Origin of the sequence: Leisingera aquaemixtae (genome assembly GCF_001458395.1) — a bacterium.
Taxonomy (GTDB): domain Bacteria; phylum Pseudomonadota; class Alphaproteobacteria; order Rhodobacterales; family Rhodobacteraceae; genus Leisingera; species Leisingera aquaemixtae.
Genome location: NZ_CYSR01000030.1, coordinates 146,741 through 165,987, shown reverse-complemented (window position 1 = coordinate 165,987; position 19,247 = coordinate 146,741). Strand labels below are relative to the sequence as shown.

Genomic DNA, 19,247 nt, shown 5'->3' with positions numbered 1-19,247 from the left:
CCATCATTTGGGGAGGTTTTTTTGATGGGCTACGATTATGATCTCGGCAGCTATTCCTGCCCGGTGACCACCAGCTCGCCCGAGGCGCAGCGCTGGTTCGACCGCGGCCTGATCTGGACCTATGGCTACAATCACGAAGAAGCCATCGCCTGTTTCCAGCGCGCGTTGGAACATGACCCGGATTGTGCCATGGCCCATTGGGGCGTGGCCTATGCGGCCGGGCCGAACTACAACCTGCCCTGGGCCTTGCGCGACGACAAGGGCCGCGCCAAGGCGCTGGCCGAAGCCTATGACGCGGCCCGATCGGCGCTGACCTGCATCGAGGGCTGCCCGGAGGCAGAGCAGCAGCTGATCCGCGCCCTGCAGGCCCGCTACCCCCAGCGCGAGGCGGTGGAGGACATGCATGCCTGGGATTACGCATTCGCCGATGCCATGCGCAGAGCCTTTGCCGCTTGCCCCGATCACCTGGACCTGCGCACGGTCTATGCCGAGAGCCTGTTGAACCTGACGCCCTGGCAGATGTGGGATCTGAAAGCCGGCAAGCCCGCCGACGGCGCCGCCACGCTGGAAGCGCAGGAGGTTCTGGAATGGGCTATGGACAACGCCCCCGGCGCCATGCAGCACCCCGGCCTGCTGCATCTTTACGTGCATCTGATGGAGATGTCGCCGGCGCCGGAGAAGGCGCTGAAGGCCGCCGACGTGCTGCGCACGCTGGTGCCGGATGCGGGCCATCTGGTGCATATGCCGACCCATATCGACGTGCTGTGCGGCGACTACCACAGCGTGGTGCATTGGAACCTCAAGGCGATTGAGGCAGACCTCAAATACTACCAGCGCGAAGGCGCCTTCAACATCTATACCGGCTACCGCCAGCACAACTGCCACTTCGTCATTTTCGGCGCGATGTTCCCGGGCCAGATCGAACCTGCACTTGCAGCCAATCAGGGCATTCTGGACACCACGCCGGAAGACATGCTGCGGATCGAAAGCCCGCCGATGGCGGATTACTTCGAAAGCTACATGGCGATGCACCCGCATATCCTGGTCCGCTTCGGGCGCTGGGAGGAGGCGATGGCGCTTGAGCTGCCGGAGGATCGGAAACTTTACTGCACCCTGACGGCAAACACCCATTACGCCCGCGCCATTGCTTATGCCGCCACCGGCCGCGTGGCAGAGGCCGAGGCGGAGGAACAGCAGTTCCTGGCGGCCAAGGCCCGGGTGCCGGACACCCGGCTTCTCCACAACAACCGCGTCGTGGATCTGCTTGAAATCGCAGCGGAAATGCTGCGCGGCGAGATCGAGTACCGCAAGGGCAATTACGGCACGGCCTTTGTCCATCTGCGCCGCTCAGCGGAGCTCGATGACAACCTGCCTTATGATGAACCCTGGGGCTGGATGCAGCCCACCCGCCACGCGCTGGGGGCGCTGCTGTTTGAGCAGGGACAGGCGACAGAGGCCGAAGCGGTCTACCGCGCCGACCTCGGGCTGGACGGCAGCCTGCCGCGCGCCTCGGTGCATCCGGACAATATCTGGAGCCTCAAGGGCCTGCACGACTGCCTGAAGGCCCGCGGAGAAGATGTTGAGATAAAACACATAAAGCAGAAACTAGATCTGGCGCTGGCACGCGCTGACCGGGCCGTGGGCGCCTCCTGCTTCTGTGCTCAGGCTGCCATGGCGCCAGACAACTGCTGCGGCTGAGAAAATTTCTTGAGAAAGAAATTTGCCAAGGAAATTTGAATTTCCTTGGCGCCCGTTACCCGGCCTTCGCCTTCTTCTTCTCGGCCACGACTTTTTCTGCCAGATCGCGGGCAATGGCAAAGGCGCCCTTGATCTTGTCCGCGTCCCTTTTCCAGTCCCGGCGCACGACGATCTTGTTGTCCTTCACCTTGGCCAAACCGTTCTGGCCCTGAATGAACTCCACCAGCCCCTGCGGCGACGCGAATTTGTCGTTGTGGAACTGGATCGTTGCGCCCTTCGGGCCGCCGTCCATCTTGGCGATCCCTGCGCGTTTGCACATCGCCTTGATCCGCACCACCAGCATCAGCGTGTTCACTTCCTTGGGCAGCTTGCCGAAACGGTCGATCAGCTCCGCCGCGAAGCCTTCCAGCTCCACCTTCGTCGAGAGCGACGACAAACGGCGGTAAAGGCCCAGGCGCACGTCCAGATCCGGCACATAGTCCTCGGGGATCAGCACCGGAACGCCCAGGTTGATCTGCGGCGCCCATTGTTCGTCGGCGTCGCTGAGGCCCTCCATCTCCCCCGCCTTGATCTTGGCAATCGCCTCCTCCAGCATCGACTGGTAGAGCTCGTAGCCTACATCCCGCATCTGACCCGACTGCTCCTCCCCCAAGAGGTTGCCGGCGCCCCGGATATCAAGGTCTTGCGAGGCCAAGGTAAAGCCCGCGCCCAGCGTATCGAGCGACCCCAGCACCCGCAGGCGCTTCTCCGCCGCCGGGGTCAGGCGCTGGCGCGGCTTGGTGGTGAGATAGGCATAGGCGCGGGTTTTGGAGCGCCCGACACGGCCGCGGATCTGATAGAGCTGCGACAGGCCGAACATGTCGGCGCGGTGCACGACCATCGTGTTGGCAGTTGGAATATCCAAACCGCTTTCCACAATCGTGGTGGCCAGCAGCACATCGTATTTGCCGTCGTAGAAGGCGTTCATCCTGTCGTCGAGTTCCCCCGCCGCCATCTGGCCGTGCGCCACGACGTAAGAAAGCTCCGGCAGCTGCGCCTTCAGGAACTCCTCGACCTCCGGCAGATCGGTGATCCGCGGCACCACATAAAAGCTCTGGCCGCCGCGGTAATGCTCGCGAAGAAGCGCCTCGCGGATGGTGACGCTGTCGAATTCGCTGACATAGGTGCGGATCGCCAGGCGGTCGACGGGCGGTGTGCCGATGATCGACAGATCGCGCACGCCCGTCAGGCTGAGCTGCAGCGTGCGCGGGATCGGCGTGGCCGTCAGGGTCAGCACATGGATGTCACTGCGCAACTGTTTCAGGCGCTCCTTATGGGCGACGCCAAAGTGCTGCTCCTCGTCGATGATCAGCAGGCCGAGGTTCTGGAACTTGATGTTCTTGGCCAGCACAGCATGGGTGCCGACCACGATATCGACCGTCCCCTTGCCCAGCCCCTCGCGGGTTTTGCTGGCCTCTTTCGCGGCAACAAAGCGCGATAGCTGCCTGACTTCCAACGGAAATCCGCGAAACCGGTCCTTGAAGGAGGCAGCGTGCTGGCGGGCCAGCAGCGTGGTCGGCGCGACCACGGCCACCTGCAGCCCGGACATTGCCGCGACAAAGGCCGCGCGCATTGCCACCTCGGTCTTGCCAAAACCGACGTCGCCGCAGATCAGCCGGTCCATCGGCTGGCCAGAATGCAGATCCTCCATCACATCCTCGATGGCGCGCAGCTGGTCGTCGGTCTCCTGATAGGGGAAGCGGGCGGAGAACTCCTCCCAGGCGTGGGGCGGCGGATCCATCACCGGCGCCTTGCGCAGGGCGCGCTCCGCCGCGATGCGGATCAGCTTGTCCGCCATCTCGCGGATGCGTTCCTTGAGTTTGGCTTTCTTGGCCTGCCAGGCACCGCCGCCAAGCCGGTCCAGCAACCCTTCCTCGTGGCCGTACTTCGACAGCAACTCGATGTTCTCGACCGGCAGGTACAGCTTGGCCTGTTCGGCATATTCCAGCAGGATGCATTCATGCGCCGCACCCGCGGCCGTCACCACTTCCAGACCTTTGTAGCGGCCGATGCCGTGGTCCACATGCACCACCAGATCGCCGGGGGTGAGCGATTGGGTTTCGGTTAGGAAGTTCTCCGCCTTGCGGCGTTTCTTCGGCGCCCGGATCAGCCGGTCGCCCAGCACGTCCTGTTCGGAGATCACCGTCAGGCCCGGCGCCTCGAACCCGTGCTCCAGCGCCCAGACCGCCAGATGCAGGCCGGATTTGCCGATGCGGGTGCCGTCCATCACCGGAATGGCTTCCGCCAGGCCCTCATCCTCAATCAGCCCGGTCAGACGCTCCCGCGCACCTTCGGAGTAGGAGGCGACCAAAACCGGCCCCTCCTGCATCCGCGCTTTAATATGCGCGGCCAAGGCCCCGAACAGGCTGATGTTTTCCTGCTGCCGCTCGGGCGCGAAGTTACGGCCGATGCGCCCGCCCGCATCCACCGTGCCAGGCCCGGACGCCTGCGGCAGCGGATGGAACTGCACCACGCGCATGTCCGCCACCGCCGCCTCCCAGGCGGCATCGTCCAGGTACAGCAGCCCCGGAGGCGCGGGTTTGTAAACCGTGTCGATCCGCCCCTTCTGCGCCATCGCGTGCTTGCGGGTCTGATACTGGTCCTCGATGCTGTCCCAGCGCGCCAGCCGCGCCGGCGTCACCTGATCATCGAGCGTCACCGAGGCCCGCGGCAGGTAGTCGAACAGGGTCTCCAGCTTCTCATGAAAAAACGGCAGCCAGTGCTCGATCCCCTGGTGCTTGCGCCCCGCGCTCACCGCTTCATAGAGGGGGTCGTCGGTCCCGGCAGCGCCGAATTCGATCCGGTAATTCTGCCGGAACCGGGTGATCGCCGCCTCATCCAGAATCACTTCTGAGACCGGCGCCAGCTCCACCACCTCCAGCTTTTCCGTCGTGCGCTGCGACACCGGATCGAACCGCCGCGCGCCGTCCAGCACGTCGCCGAACAGGTCCAGCCGCACCGGACCGCTTTCGCCCGGCGGGAAGATATCGATGATGCCGCCGCGGATGGCATAATCGCCCGGCTCCATCACCGTCGGGCTTTGGGTGAACCCCATGCGGACCAGGAAGCTGCGCAGCGCGTCCTCATCAATCCGCTGGTCAACCCGGGCGGTGAAGGCCGCCTCGCGCAGCACCTCGCGCGCAGGCACCCGCTGGCTGGCGGCGTTGAGCGTGGTCAGCAGCACGAACTGCTTGGGCATCTGGTGCACCAGCGCCGCCAGGGTGGCCATCCGCGCCGCGGAGATGTCGGCGTTGGGCGACACCCGGTCATAGGGCAGACAGTCCCAGCCCGGGAACACGAAAACCGGCATCTCCGGCGCAAAGAAGGCCAGCGCGGCGCGCATCGCCTCCATCCGCTTGTCGTCGCGCGCCACATGCAGCACCGGCGCGCCGGAGGATTGAACCTCTTTCAGGATCAGCCGGGCGTCGAACCCTTCGGGCGCGCCGCCCATGGTGATTGCACGCTGTGCCATGCGTTATCCTCTCCAGAAATCCGCCAGGCGCGCCGGCCCGGCACCTGCCCGGCCGCCTGCCGCGCCGCCTGTCACAATGCTCCGATCGTCAGGTTCTGATACATGCCCCAGAACGCGGTGACCACAATGGATATGACGCCGACGAACTGGATATACAGGCGGCAAAAGGCCAGACGCCTGCGCAGCTCTTCGCCCGTCGCCTTTTCTTGCGCGATGCGGCGGGCGGTGAAATAGCTGATCACCCCGACCACCGCCATCGGGAAGGCGAGCAGAAACACCGCCTGGGCGATTTCCAGCAGATAGACAAAACCCAGCATCGCCAGGCCGGACAGCAGGAAACAGGACAGCGCCACCAGCCAGGGCCCCGACACCTCGGAGATATACATCAGCCGGTTCACATTGACCCGGGCGATATCCTCCAGGTCCTGTTCCGCCTGGCCGCCCTTGCGCTGCGCCCTGTAGACCATGTCATAGGGCACCCCCAGGATCCAATGGCTGGCCGAGGACCACAGCACCGCCAGCGAAATCCAGTACCACAGGTTGGAGAATGACCGCAGCTCAATCATCTCATAGATAATGTGAAGCAGATCCACGCCAGCCCCCATCTTGCGCCCGCAGATCTCCGGGCCGGAATATCGTCAACCGGACCTATATCAACCGGGAAGCGCGCACAGGCAAGCCCCGCAGGACGCACAAGTTTTCCGGCGCGGCGAATGTGCCCCTTGTTCCCGGGACCGCTTCCATGCCACCCATGGGCCAGCCAAAACGAGAGACCGCCATGAAGCCCACCGTCGCGCCCTTTCCCGCCGCCCGCCTGCGCCGCACCCGCGCCAGCCAGGCGATCCGCAACCTGGTGCAGGAAAACACCCTGACCCCGTCCGACTTAATCTGGCCGGTGTTTGTCCGCGACGGCGATGGCGTTGAGGAACCGGTTGCCTCGATGCCCGGCGTGATGCGCCGCTCGATCGACAAGATTGCCGAAGCCGCGGTCGAGGCGCAGGCGCTGGGGATCCCGGCCATCTGCCTTTTCCCCTATACCGACGCTTCGCTCAAGACCGAGGACTGCGCCGAGGCCTGGAACCCGGACAACCTGACGAACCGTGCGATCCGCGCCATCAAGGACGCGGCGCCGGAGATTGCGGTGATGACCGACGTGGCGCTGGATCCCTACAATATCAACGGCCATGACGGCTATGTGGTGGACGGCGAGATCGTCAATGACGCAACGGTGGAGGCGCTGGTCAAGATGACCCTGGCCCAGGCCGATGCCGGGGCGGACATCATCGGCCCGTCCGACATGATGGACGGACGCATCGGTGCGATGCGCGCGGGATTGGAGCAGGCCGGCCACCACAACGTCGCGATCCTCTCCTACGCGGCGAAATACGCCTCTGCTTATTACGGGCCGTTCCGCGATGCGGTCGGGGCGTCCGGTGCGCTGAAGGGCGACAAGAAAACCTACCAGATGGACCCGGCCAACAGCGACGAGGCGCTGCGGCTGATCGAGCGCGACCTGATGGAAGGCGCTGACATGGTGATGGTCAAACCCGGCATCGCCTATCTGGACATCTGCCACCGTGTGAAATCCGCCTTTGGCGTGCCGACTTATGCCTATCAGGTCTCCGGCGAATACGCGATGATCCAGGCCGCGGCGCAGAACGGCTGGATTGACGGCGAAAAGGTGATGATGGAAAGCCTGATGGCCTTCAAGCGGTCCGGGTGCAACGGCATCCTGACCTATTTCGCCCCGGCCGCGGCCAAGCTGCTGAACGGCTGACACTGGCGCCGGATCAATTCAGCGGGAAGCCGCCAATAACCGCTTTGCTATTGATGACAGGCAGCGGTTTTCCGCGTATACACAAGCGCAGAGCCGGGCCAAACCGGCCTTGCAGAAAATCATAACAGGCACCTGAGAAATGAGCAGTTTTTCCTCTTCCCGCATGACCCGCCGCGGCTTTGCCCTGGCCGCCCTGGCCGGTGCCGGCGTCACCGCCGCCTGCGGCAACGGCGTCGGCAACAGCAACGCCGCAACCATCGACGCCCGCGTCGACGCGACGCTGAACCAGATGTACAGCCAGTTCCCCAACACCCGCACCCTGGCCGAAAAGTCGACCGGGATGCTGGTGATGCCGCTGGTCACTGAGGCCGGCTTTGTCTTTGGCGGCGCCTATGGCCGCGGCGCGCTGCGGATCAACGGCGTGACCGTGGACTACTATTCCACCGTCAAGGGCAACGCAGGCCTGCAGATCGGCGCCCAGCAGTATGCCCATGTGCTGTTCTTCATGACCGAAGACGCGCTGGCCGGCTTCCGCCGCTCCTCCGGCTGGGCCGCAGGGGCCGATGTGGAATACGTGATCCGCGACGAAGGCAATTCGCTGACCGCCGACACCAATACGCTGACCTCGCCGGTGCTCGCCGCCGTCTTCGGCCAGGCCGGCCTGCGGGTGGGCGCCACCCTGGAAGGCACCAAATACACCCGCATCATCCCCTGAGGACGCGGTCCCGGCCAGCAAGGACCCGCGCTTTCTTCTGGCCTGAATATCCCCGCCGGAGGCATGGCCTTTCCAGCCGGAAAGGCCATTTTTCTTTCTGCTCAGCCCAGCTGGCGCAGCCGCTTGAACAGCGACGAGGTGTCCCAGCGCCCGCCGCCCATCTTCTGCACATCCTTGTAGAACTGATCGACCAGCGCCGTCACCGGCAGGCTGGCGCCGGTTTCATTCGCGGCATCCAGGCAGATGCCCAGATCCTTGCGCATCCAGTCCACCGCGAACCCGTGCTCGAAATGATCGTCCAGCATGGTTTCATAGCGGTTCGCCATCTGCCAGCTGCCCGCCGCGCCCTGGCTGATCACCTCGACCACCGCGCGCCCGTCCAGATCCGCCTTTTCGGCGAAATGCAGCGCCTCGCTCAGCCCCTGCACCAGACCGGCAATGGCGATCTGGTTGCACATCTTGGTCATCTGCCCGGCGCCGCTCTCGCCGATGCGGCGGCAGATGCGGGCATAGGCATCAATCACCGGCTCAGCGCGGGCATAGGCATCCTCATCACCGCCGCACATGACCGACAGCGCGCCGTTCTCCGCGCCGGCCTGGCCGCCGGAAATCGGCGCATCCACAAAGGCGGCGCCGTGCTGCTGCGCCGCTGCGTAAAGCTCCCGCGTCACCTTGGCCGACACCGTGGTGTGGTCGACAAACACCGCCCCCTTGGACATGCCGGCAAAGGCGCCATCCGAACCCAGGCACACCGAGCGCAGGTCATCGTCGTTGCCCACGCAGGCCATCACAAACTCCGCCCCGGAGGCCGCGGCGCGCGGGGTGGCGGCAAAATGGCCGCCGTGCTCCTTGGCCCAGGCCTTGGCCTTGGCTTCCGTGCGGTTGTAGACCGTGACCTCATGGCCCGCGGCCTGCAGGTGCCCGGCCATCGGATAGCCCATGACTCCGAGGCCCAGAAACGCGATTTTTGCCATCTGCTTTTCCCTTGATCTGTCTTCGCATATGTTGTCGCCAACCCTACCACCGCCGCCGCAGGGCGCAATCTGCCGGCCGGTGGAAATGACAAAAACCCAATGGGAAACAACCGCTGATGGGACATCTTTTCCGCTGGCTTCTGCGCATTGCTGCGGGGCTGATTCTGCTGAGCGTTCTCGCCGCCCTGCTGATCTACTACCTCGCCGCGCAGTCGCTGCCCGAGTATGACAAGGAACTTGCCCTGCCCGGCCTGTCCTCACCGGTTGAGATTGTCCGCGACAACGCCAATGTGCCGCATATCTTCGGCAGCTACGGCGCCAGCGACGAGGATGTCTATTTCGGCCTCGGCTATGCCCACGCTCAGGACCGGCTGTGGCAGATGGCGGTGATGCGGCGCACCGCCCAGGGCCGCCTGTCGGAGATCTTCGGCACCCGCACGGTGGAGACCGACACCTATCTGCGGCGGCTGGACCTGTACCGGCTGGCGCAGCAATCGGTGGAGGTGCAATCGCCCGAAGCGATGGCAGCGCTCAAGTCTTATGCCGCAGGCGTCAACGCCCGCCTGCTGGAGATCAATGAAGACGCGCTTGGCCGCGGCGCGCCGGAGATGTTCCTGTTCGGCATGCCGCTGCCGCCCTGGCAGCCCGCCGACAGCATCGCGATCATGAAGCTGATGGCGCTGCAGCTCTCTGGCCACATGCGCGAAGAGGTCCTGCGCGCCCGCACCTCGCTGGCGCTGAATGACGAAACCCGGATCAAGGATATTCTGCCGGATGCGCCGGGGACCGGTATCACCGCGCTGCCCGAATACGCCGAGCTTGTGCCCGGTGCCCGCCAGTTCGCCTCCGCCGACAGCACTGAGGAAGACAGCCTGCTGTTCCCGGTTGCGCCGCGAGGGCTGGCCGGCGCCTCCAACGCCTGGGCCGCCGCGCCGAACCGGTCGGCTGCGGGCGGCACGCTTTTGGCCAATGACCCGCATCTGGGCCTCAGCGCCCCCGGCGTCTGGTACCTGGCGCGGCTGGAACTGGGCACCGGCGGCGTGATCGGCGGCACCATCCCCGGCATCCCGGCCGTCATCACCGGGCGGTCGGACAGCCTGGGCTGGGGCGTCACCTCCTCCTACCTCGACGATCAGGACCTGTTCATCGAGAAACTGAACCCGGAAAACCCGCAGGAATACCTGAGTGTTGACGGCTACAAGGACTTCATCACCCGCCCGTCGATCATCAAGATCAAGGACGAGGCGCCGGTCACCCTGACCCTGCGCTGGACAGACAACGGCCCGGTTCTGCCCGGCTCCATGTTCAACCTGGCAGAGATCACCCCGCCCGGCCATGTGGTATCGCTCAGCTGGACCGTACTCAGCCCCAAAGACACTTCGATGAGCGCGGCCATCAACCTGATGCGCAGCACCTCGGTGCAAGAGGCCATCGCCGCGGGCGAGGATTTCATCGCGCCCTCCCAGAACCTGACGCTGGCGGACGCAGATACCATCGCGCTGAAGACCGTCGGCGCCTTCCCGGCACGCGACCCCAAGCACCAAAGCAAGGGCCGGATGCCCAGCCAGGGCTGGCACCCGGAAAACCGCTGGCAGGGCCGTGCGCCCTATGCGGACAACCCGGAGTTCCTGCGCCCCGCCGGCGGCATTCTGGGCAACACCAACAACAAGATCCTCGACCGCGCCTTCCCGGACCACGTCTCCTTTGACTGGGGCGATACCCAGCGTGTCCACCGCTGGCAGAAGCTGATGCAGAACCGCGAGGTGCATACCCGCGACAGCTTTATCGAGGCGCAGCTGGACACGGTCTCCTACACCGCGCGCACGCTGTTGCCGCTGATCGGCGCCGATCTGTGGTTCACCGGGGAGGCCGCCCCTGCGGGCACCCGGGAGCGGCAGCGTCAGATTGCCCTGACCCTGCTGTCCGAATGGAACGGCGAGATGAACGAGCATCTGCCGGAGCCGCTGATCTATGCCGCCTGGGTGCGGGCGCTGCAGGCCCGGCTGATCACGGATGAGCTGGGACCGGTGGCCAAATCCTTCCGCCATGTGGAGCCGCTGTTCATCGAGCGCGTCTTCCGCGATGTGGAGGGCGCGTCCGCCTGGTGCAACGTGCGCCAGAGCGCACGGACTGAGACCTGCACCGATATGGCTCGGCTGGCGCTGGACGATGCGCTGATCTGGATCGAGGAACGCTATGGCAGCGCGCTGGAATCGCTGCGCTGGGGTGACGCCCATCAGGCCACGCAGGACCATGCGGTTTTGGGCGACGTGCCGCTGCTGCGCTATTTCGTGAACATCCGCCAGTCCACCAGCGGCAGCGACAACACCCTGCAGCGCGGCAAAAGCTCCGGCAAGGATCCCGATCCGTTCCAGAACATCCACGCAGCCGGCTACCGCGGGGTCTATGACTTCGCCGATCCCGACAGCTCAGTCTTCATCGTGTCCACTGGCCAGTCCGGCCACCCGCTGTCGCGCTATTACGACGACATGGCCCAGCTGTGGCGCCGCGGCGAGTACATCCCGATGTCGCTGGACGAAGACCTGGCCCGCGCGGCTGCGGTCGGCATCACCCGGATCACACCCCGGTGACCAGAACGGGGCAATAAAAAACGGGCGCTGCGGCGCCCGTTTCCTTTTGTGCTTCAAGGTCCGTTTCAAAGCCTGTCGAACTTGGCCCTCTGCCGGTCGGTCCACAGCACGGTGACGTCAAACCCGGTCTCGGTCTGCTTCTCCTGCAGCACCAGATCTTCCTTGAACAGCCAGGCGCGCTGCTTGCCCTGGGCAAAGGTCAGGGTCAGGACTTCCTCGTGGCGGACGCCCTGCAGCTTTTCGGCAATGTCGGCCAGCAGGCCGTCCAGCCCCTCACCGGTCAGGGCCGAAATCGCATGGATGCCGTCCTCGCGTTCTGCCCGCTGGCGGCGGGCTTCGGCCTCTTCCTCAGGCAGCTGATCCAGCTTGTTCCAGACCTCGATCCGGACGCGGTTCTCGTCCACCCCCAGTGAGGCCAGGATGCCCTCGACGTCGTCCGCCTGCTGCTTGCTGTCGTGGTGGCTGATGTCGCGCACATGCAGGATCACATCGGCGGCCAGCACCTCTTCCAGCGTGGCGCGGAAGGCAGCAACCAGTTCCGTCGGCAGGTTCGAGATGAAGCCCACGGTGTCGGACAGGATGATCTCCGGCCCGTCCGGCAGCTCCACCCGCCGCATCGTCGGGTCCAGGGTGGCAAAGAGCATGTCCTTGGCCATCACCTCTGCCCCCGTCAGGCGGTTGAACAGCGTCGACTTGCCGGCGTTGGTGTACCCCACCAGCGCCACAATCGGATACGGCACCTTGGCGCGCGAGGCGCGGTGCAGGGTCCGGGTTTTCACCACCTTGTCCAGCTGCCGGCGCAGCCGCACCAGCTGGTCGTCGATAGCGCGCCGGTCCGCTTCGATCTGGGTTTCGCCGGGTCCGCCGACAAAGCCCAGGCCGCCGCGCTGGCGTTCCAGGTGGGTCCAGGCCCGCACCAGCCGCGTCCGCTGATAGCTGAGCGCCGCCATCTCAACCTGCAGAACCCCTTCGCGGGTCGCCGCACGGTCCGAGAAGATCTCCAGGATTAGGCCGGTCCGGTCGAGGATCTTGACCTGCCAGGCCTTCTCCAGGTTGCGCTGCTGCACGGGGGAAACCGGCCCGTCAATCAGGACCAGTTCGATCTCATTCGCCTTCAGGATGCTTGCCAGCTCTTCGATCTTGCCAGAGCCGAACAGCATCCCCGCATGCGCCTTGGGCAGGCGCACCACGCCTGAGCCGATCACGTCAAGATCGGGCAAGGCCGCTGCCAGCGCAACGGCCTCCGCAAGCGCGGGGGCCGGGTCGCGGCGCCCGCTGTCGGATTTGATTTCCGGATGCAGCACCCAGGCGCGGGTCTGCTTCCTTTCATGCTCCATCAATTGGAGTCTTCACCCTCATAGAGACTGATCGGTTGGGCCGGCATGATGGTCGAAATCGCGTGTTTGTAGACCAGCTGCGACTGTCCGTCGCGGCGCAGCAGCACACAGAAATTGTCGAACCAGGTGATCACACCCTGCAGTTTAACCCCGTTGATCAGAAAGATTGTAACCGGAACCTTGGTTTTGCGAACGTGATTCAGGAAGGCATCCTGAAGATTCTGTCTGTCCGAAGCCATTTTTTATTATCTCGCCTTTGTTCTTGCCACGCACTGCGGACCAGCACGCACGTTAAAGACCACTATGAACGGAGAAAATACAAGTTTCCACCGAAAAACACGCCGACCCGGCCAGCGGCTGTCAGCTGCGCCACAGGTTTGGCGACAGCAGCGCGATGAAGGCCAGCGTCTCCAGCCGCCCCAGCACCATGGCAATGCACAGGATCAGCTTGGCCGGAGTCGTCAGCAGGCTGAGCACAATCGGTTCGCTCGCGGCGCTTTCGGTCAGCGGGCCGGTGGTCGCAAGCGTAGCAATGGCCAGCACGATCGACTGCTCGAAATCATTGCCGACCGCGGCGAGCGCCGTGCTGATCAGCGCCAGCGACAGGGCAAACAGCATGAAGAACACCCAGGCCACAAAGGCGCCGTTCTTCTGCAGCCGCTTGGTGCGGTCGCCTTCGCCGCTGACAGAGCTGGGATGCACCAGCCGCTCCATCTCGCGCAGCCCGTTGAGGTAGAGCGCATAGACCCGCAGCAGCTTGACGCCCCCGGCGGTGGTGGCAACGCCGCCGCCGAACACCGCCAGCCCCAGAAGGATCATGCCGGGGGTTTCCAGCCCCGACCAAGAACGCGCCGCCTCCCAGTGAACGCTTTCGAACCCGGTGGTCGACAGGAAGGACATCACCGTGAACAGCGTCCCCCACAGTGCATGCAGCGCTTGCAGCAGGTCCTCGCCGGCGTCCACCTCATAGGCGGCCACCCAATGGCGCAGGAACAACAGCAGCGGCACCCCAAAGACGATCAGCAGCCCGGTGCGGAACTCCGGATCCTTGTCCAGACGCCCCTGGCCCGCCGTCACCGTGTCGCTGGAAAAGGTCAGCCGCGACAGGGCAAAGAACATGAACAGGAACATCACCATTTCGCCGGCAATGCCGCTGGCGGCGTTCTCGACCCCGCCGGTTGCGGAAATCCCCGAGGTGGCCATCACCGACATGGCGTGGCTCAGCCCCGCCAGCGCCTCCTCGCCGGTGATGATCAGCAGCATCCACAGCACCAGTGTCAGCCCCGCATAAACCGGCGCCAGCGTGCTGGTGACCAGCACCAGTTGGCGGCGCGGATCGGCCCGCTCCATGTGGATGGGCACGGCAGCGCCGCCGCCCGGCCCGCCCTTGGCGGTGACCTCGAAGCCGCCAAGCGACATCGGTGCCAGCACCGCCGAGGCGGCGATCCACATCAGCAGCCCACCCAGCCAGCCGACAATGGCCCGCCACAAATGCACGCTGGGCGGCAGCCGCCCCGGGTCCGCCCAGATATCGGCGCCGGTGGTGGTGATCGCGCTGACCATGTCGAAGTAGGCATTCAAAAAGCGGGTGTCCACCAGCGCATCCTGCACCGGCACCGCCAGGAACAGCGGCAAAACGGCAAAGGTTGCCAGCAGCGACAGAAGCTGCCCGGGCATGCTGTAGCGCGGCACCCGGTTGCCCATCGACAGGGCAATCAGCACCACCAGGATAATCCCGGCAAGCCCGGCATAGAAAAAACTGCGCGATGTCTGGTGGTCATCCAGCACCAGCGCATGCACCGCGGGCAGCCACATCGCCAGCGAGGCGGTGCCCCAGATCAGCAGGAACAGCGGCAGGCGCAGCACGCCGATGGGGGCTTGGACCGGTCGGCGCATCTTAGAAGTAGTCGATCGACACCTGCAGCAGGCGCTCGACCTCCGGAACGTCATCCGCCATTGCAAAGAGCGCGATCACATCGCCCTCCTCGATCCGCATCTCGCCGGAGGGGCGCACCATCTCGCCGTTCTTCTGCACCCCGCCAACCAGAACGCCTTCGGGAAAGTCGGTGTCCCGGATCAGCTGGCCGGAAATCGGCGAGGTCGACAGCACTTCGGCCTCGATCATCTCCGCTTCGGCGTCGCCCAGCGAATAGACCTGCCGCACCCGGCCATAGCGGATGTGGCGCAGGATCGAGCTGACGGTGGTGGAGCGCGGGTTGATATAGGCGTCGATGCCCAGGTGCGGCAGCAGCGGCACCAGGGTGGGATCGTTGACCAGCGCAATCGCCAGCGGGCAGCCCTCGGCCTTGGCGCGCACGGCGGCCAGCATGTTGGTCTTGTCGTCATCGGTGACCGCCAGCAGCGCATCGGCCTTGTCGATGCCCGCCTCGATCAGCAGCGCCCGGTCCAGGCCGTCGCCGTGCAGCACGATGGTGCGCTCCAGCTCCTCCGCGGCGCGTTCCGCGCATCTTCGGTCCCGCTCGATCACCTTGGCCCGGATCCGGGAGGTGCTGCTCTCCAGCGCCTTGGCCACTTCCAGCCCGACGTTGCCGCCGCCGACCACGACCACCCGGTCCTGGCGCTTCTCGTGCTTGCCGAACACCTCGATGGTGCGGGGCACGTCGTCCACGTGGCAGAACACATAGCAGCTGTCGCCCACGAACAGCTGATCGCCCGGCTCCGGCGCGAACAGGGTGCCGTCGCGGCGCACCCCGACCACAATCGCCCGCAGCGTCGAGAACAGATCGGTCAGCTGCCGCAGCGGCGTGTTCACCACCGGGCAGTCGGCATCGATCTGGATGCCCAGAAGCTGCGCCATCCCGCCCATGAAGGTCTCGGTATCAAACGCCGCCGGCGCCGACAGCCGCAGCATCGCTGCCGCGGCGACCTCCCGCTCCGGGCTGATCACCACGTCAATCGGCAGATGCTCGCGCTGATAGAGATCGGAATAGATTGCCGTCAGATAGCTTTTGGCCCGCAGCCGGGCGATCTTGCGCTGAACCTTGAACACGGAATGCGCCACCTGGCAGGTCACCATGTTGACCTCGTCCGAATGGGTGGCGGCGATGATCATATCCGCATCCCGCGCCCCGGCCCGCTCCAGCACATCCGGGTATGAGGCGAAGCCGTGAATGCCCTGCACGTCCAGCGTGTCGGTGGCGCGGCGCACCAGTTCTGCATTGTTGTCGACAACGGTGACGTCATTGTGCTCGCCGGACAGGTGCCGGGCGATCTGCCAGCCGACCTGGCCCGCACCGCAGATAATGACTTTCATATGCGTATCCCTTGGCGGAATTTCCGGCGGAGTTTTGCCCGACGTGAATGACAGAAGCCGCTTTCACGGTCAAATTAATTGTAACTTCCTCTGATTGCAGCCATTATTTCCCCATGCGCAGAAATCTGTCCATCCTGGCGGGCCTCGTCCTGCTGCTGGGCGCCGCCGCCTGCGGCCCGCTCCCAGTCTACTACAGGCAGGGTGCTGAGGTGTCCCGCCTGCACTCGGATGAACTCAGCTGCCAGGCCCAGTCCCTGAAAGACGCGCCGGTCGCGAATGAAATCCGCCAGCACCCGCCAGTCTTCTACCCCGGCCGCAAGGTCTGCCATGGCGGCGACTGCTATTACCACCCCGGCTACTGGGTGGAGGGCAGCATCTACACGGTGGATGTGAACAAGCCGCTGCGCAAGCGGCTGGAAAGATCCTGCATGGCCGCCAAAGGCTACCAGCAGATCGCCCTGAAACGCTGCACCCGGCGGACCGCCCCGGTGGTGCCGCCCGGCGCGCGGCTGGCACCGCTGACCGAAGCCGCCTGCGCGCAGCGCAACCGGGATGGCAGCATCATCATCCGCCCCGGCGGCTGATTCTGCATCGTTGGCCGTTTTGGCCGGGTTCCGGGGCGGGGCTTCTGCGGCTTAACTTTGATTTGCACCGCCATTTCAAGTAAGCTGTTTACCGGATTGTTTGTTGACTAGTATTTTCCGAGAGAAAGGTACCCGATGCGGATACATTTCCTGTTTGCCGCGCTGCCCGTCGCCGCTGTCACAGCAGCCTGCGAGCCCACAACGCCCATTGCTCCGCCCCCAACCGCCGTAACCGCTCCGGCTCCGGCGCCCGCGACGTACAGCGCGCCCGCAACCTACCGCGCGCCGGCAACTGCACCCGCTCCAGCCCCCGCTCCGGCACAAGCGCCCGCCCCCGCTCCGGCCACCCCGGAAGAAGACACTATCGGGCCGCCGAAAGGCGGAGGTGCTGGCGGTGGAGGCGGCGGCGGGGGCTGGGGCTAACCCGGGGACACTGTCATGACAGCCCTGCCGTACAGACCTCTCCGCCCCGCAGCCGCGGCTTTGGCTTGCGCGGCGCTGCTGCCCGCGGCGCCGGCACAGGCCGCCTATGAAACCAGCGAGCGCGCGGCGGCACCCGAAACCGCCATCGTGATCGGCATCCAGGACTATGACCACGTCACCGACCTGACCAATACCCGCAATGACGCCAAGGCGATGGCGCAGATGCTCAAGTCCTTTGGCTATACCGTCTTTGAAGGCTATGACCTGGACAAGCGCGGGTTTGAGGCGCTGCTGCGCCAGGCCGCGCTCAACATCCGCGACGGCAGCCAGGTGTTCTTTTACTACGCCGGCCACGGCATCCAGCTGGGGCGGCGCAACTACTTGCTGACCAGCGATGCGGAACTGTCGGGCATTCACGACCTGCCTTTCCAGTCGGTCACGCTGGACCGGGTGTCGGCCATTCTTGGCGGCAAGGCGGGCAGCCAGATCCTGATGCTGGATTCCTGCCGCGACAACCCGGTGCCCGACGCCAAACTCAGCGCCGAGGTCGGCGCCCAGCTCTATGAGGCGCGCGAAGGGTTTGACGTGTTCCGCCCGCCGCTGAACACGCTGGTGGCCTTCTCCACCTCCCCCGGCGCCACCGCGCTGGATGGCGAGCCCGGCGGCAACAGCCCCTACACGGCCTCAGTCGTGCGCCACTTCCCCGACCGCCCGGAGGAGGACGCGATGACCGTGCTGGCCGCAATCCGCGGCGATGTCTACAGCACAACCGGCAACACCCAGGTGCCCTGGGAAAGCTCGACACTGATGCAAAAGATCTACCTGCGCCCGCCGGACCGGTCGCTGAACGTCGCCAAGGCAGAACCCGGCGCCGCGCCGGCCAGCCTGAACCAGCTGCCGGATCAGCTGTCGGTGAAAATCCCGCTTGGCCGCTCGCTGGAGCTGGCGCCGGAAATCCGCCCTTATGTGGGCGCGGGCACCACGGTGACACTTCTGGAATCCCCGTCCTCCGGCGTCACTTCGCTGCAGTCGGGGGACGGCAGCGCGCTTAGCCTCAGCTATGCGCCGAAACTGGCGGAACTGCCCGCACGGCAGGATGGCGGCCAGGTGCGCAAGGACCGGATGGTTCTGCGGCTTGCGCAGGCGGACACGGTGCGTGACGTGACCGTGAACCTGGAAATGGTGGCCCGCCAGTGCGATCTGGAAGCCGGGGATTTGCTGGACCTGCAAGGGGTGGGCCTTTACCGCTATCCCAATGAGATTGACCTGAAAGCGGCGGAGGCCGCCTGCCGCGAAGCGGTGCGGGCCGCGCCGGAGCTTGGCCGGCTGCACTACCAGCTGGGCCGCGCGCTGCAGGGTCAGGGCCGCTTGATCGAAGCCTACGACGCCTTTGAAAAAGCCGCCGAACTGGGCCATGTGCGCGCCTACAACGCGGTCGCCTATCTGCATGTCACCCCGAATGTGGACCGCGAAACCGTGCCGATCGCCTATGACCCGGACAAGGCTTTTGCGTTGTGGGACAAGGGGATCGAGGCGGGCGACCCCTTCTCGATGCACGCCCGCGGCAAGAGGCTTTTGCGCACAAGCAGCACGCCCGAGCAAAAGCAGCGCGGCTTCGATCTGCTCAGCCGCGCGGTGGAGCTGGGCCATACCTATTCGATGAATGAGCTGGGCGTGTTCTTCCTGTGGAGCGGCGATGAGCTGGCGCAGCCGGAACGCGGGCTGTCCTATCTGGAGGCCTCGGCGGGGCGCGGCGACATCTATGGCACCGCCAATCTCGGCTATGTCTACCGCGATGGCGGCGCGGGCAAGCCGGCCGACAAGGAAAAGGCCCGGGCGCTGTTTGCCGAAGCGGCCCAGCTGGGCCATCCGCACGCCCCGGCAGAGATCGGCCGGATGATCATGGGCGGCGACCTGCCCGGACGGGACGCGGCGGAGGCGCTGGAATGGTATGACATGGGATTGTCCCGCGGCGATGCCTGGGGCGGTGCCAATGGCGCCTGGGTTGCCCTGAACCGGCTCTCTGACCGGGTTCCGGCCCATGCTGCTGCCGCGCGGGCGGGCAAGGCGATGGCGCTGAACGATCCGGACGCCCGCGCCGCCGCGCGCGAGCTGCTGTCCGGCATGCCGGAACGGGACGTCGCTGCGGGCACCCAGTATATCCTGCGCCAGCTGGGTTCCGGCATTGCGGTCGACGGGCAGTTCGGCCCGGCGTCGCGCAAGCAGCTTGAAAACCGCGCGCGGGAAGCGGGCCTGCCCGCCATCGTTCCCGAGGATCCGGTCAGCCGGCTGCAGCTGGCCGCGCAGATCCATTTTGCGGTGAACCCGATCCGACAGGACCTGTTCTGACCTCGCCTGCGCCC

Annotated in this window: 13 protein-coding genes; 6 read left to right on the top strand and 7 right to left on the bottom strand. The window is 65.3% G+C overall.

The genetic code is table 11. The features are described from left to right. The first annotated feature begins 24 nt into the window (after positions 1-24). The gene (locus PHA8399_RS14385; RefSeq protein ID WP_058286814.1) at positions 25-1,698 is read left to right on the top strand and encodes a tetratricopeptide repeat protein; all 1,674 of its coding nucleotides are present in this window, start codon (positions 25-27) and stop codon (positions 1,696-1,698) included. Between the two features lie 55 nt (positions 1,699-1,753). On the opposite strand, the gene mfd is transcribed toward PHA8399_RS14385, so the two are convergent. Both mfd and PHA8399_RS14375 read right to left on the bottom strand, forming a co-directional pair. Next, on the bottom strand, positions 1,754-5,209 hold the full coding sequence (gene mfd, locus PHA8399_RS14380) for a transcription-repair coupling factor (protein ID WP_058286813.1): 3,456 nt from the start codon (positions 5,207-5,209) through the stop codon (positions 1,754-1,756). Between the two features lie 71 nt (positions 5,210-5,280). Continuing rightward, a complete protein-coding gene (locus PHA8399_RS14375) occupies positions 5,281-5,802 on the bottom strand; it encodes a hypothetical protein (protein ID WP_058287275.1) in 522 nt (173 codons plus the stop codon). A gap of 185 nt (positions 5,803-5,987) precedes the next feature. Here PHA8399_RS14375 and hemB point away from each other — a divergent pair, with 185 nt between their 5' ends. Both hemB and PHA8399_RS14365 read left to right on the top strand, forming a co-directional pair. Beyond that, positions 5,988-6,986, top strand: a complete 999-nt coding sequence (gene hemB / locus PHA8399_RS14370) for a porphobilinogen synthase (protein WP_058286812.1) — start codon at positions 5,988-5,990, stop codon at positions 6,984-6,986. A 139-nt stretch (positions 6,987-7,125) separates the two neighbouring features. Further along, complete coding sequence (locus tag PHA8399_RS14365) at positions 7,126-7,701, top strand: lipid-binding SYLF domain-containing protein (RefSeq protein WP_058286811.1); 576 nt, start codon at positions 7,126-7,128, stop codon at positions 7,699-7,701. Positions 7,702-7,802: 101 nt separating this feature from the next. Here the strand turns inward: PHA8399_RS14365 and PHA8399_RS14360 are convergent, their stop codons facing one another. Then, on the bottom strand, positions 7,803-8,675 hold the full coding sequence (locus PHA8399_RS14360) for an NAD(P)-dependent oxidoreductase (protein WP_058286810.1): 873 nt from the start codon (positions 8,673-8,675) through the stop codon (positions 7,803-7,805). Between the two features lie 116 nt (positions 8,676-8,791). On the opposite strand from PHA8399_RS14360, the gene PHA8399_RS14355 reads away from it, so the two are divergent. After that, entirely contained in the window at positions 8,792-11,266 is a 2,475-nt protein-coding gene (locus tag PHA8399_RS14355; RefSeq protein ID WP_058286809.1) for a penicillin acylase family protein, read from the top strand. 65 nt (positions 11,267-11,331) lie between these two features. Here the strand turns inward: PHA8399_RS14355 and hflX are convergent, their stop codons facing one another. From hflX to trkA, 4 genes are all read right to left on the bottom strand, one after another. Then, the gene (gene hflX, locus PHA8399_RS14350; RefSeq protein ID WP_058286808.1) at positions 11,332-12,603 is read right to left on the bottom strand and encodes a GTPase HflX; all 1,272 of its coding nucleotides are present in this window, start codon (positions 12,601-12,603) and stop codon (positions 11,332-11,334) included. Next, the gene (gene hfq / locus PHA8399_RS14345; protein WP_005611588.1) at positions 12,603-12,842 is read right to left on the bottom strand and encodes an RNA chaperone Hfq; all 240 of its coding nucleotides are present in this window, start codon (positions 12,840-12,842) and stop codon (positions 12,603-12,605) included. The genes hflX and hfq overlap by 1 nt, the downstream gene beginning before the upstream one ends. Positions 12,843-12,963: 121 nt before the next feature. Next, positions 12,964-14,499: a TrkH family potassium uptake protein gene (locus tag PHA8399_RS14340; RefSeq protein ID WP_058286807.1), complete on the bottom strand. Its 1,536-nt coding sequence runs from the start codon at positions 14,497-14,499 to the stop codon at positions 12,964-12,966. A gap of 1 nt (position 14,500) precedes the next feature. Continuing rightward, entirely contained in the window at positions 14,501-15,877 is a 1,377-nt protein-coding gene (trkA, locus tag PHA8399_RS14335; RefSeq protein WP_058286806.1) for a Trk system potassium transporter TrkA, read from the bottom strand. Positions 15,878-15,990: 113 nt separating this feature from the next. Between trkA and PHA8399_RS14330 the strand changes: the two genes are divergently transcribed. Together PHA8399_RS14330 and PHA8399_RS14325 are read left to right on the top strand one after the other, a co-directional pair. Beyond that, complete coding sequence (locus PHA8399_RS14330) at positions 15,991-16,461, top strand: hypothetical protein (protein WP_082649553.1); 471 nt, start codon at positions 15,991-15,993, stop codon at positions 16,459-16,461. A 438-nt stretch (positions 16,462-16,899) separates the two neighbouring features. Beyond that, positions 16,900-19,233, top strand: a complete 2,334-nt coding sequence (locus tag PHA8399_RS14325) for a caspase family protein (RefSeq protein ID WP_058286804.1) — start codon at positions 16,900-16,902, stop codon at positions 19,231-19,233. Positions 19,234-19,247: the final 14 nt, after the last annotated feature.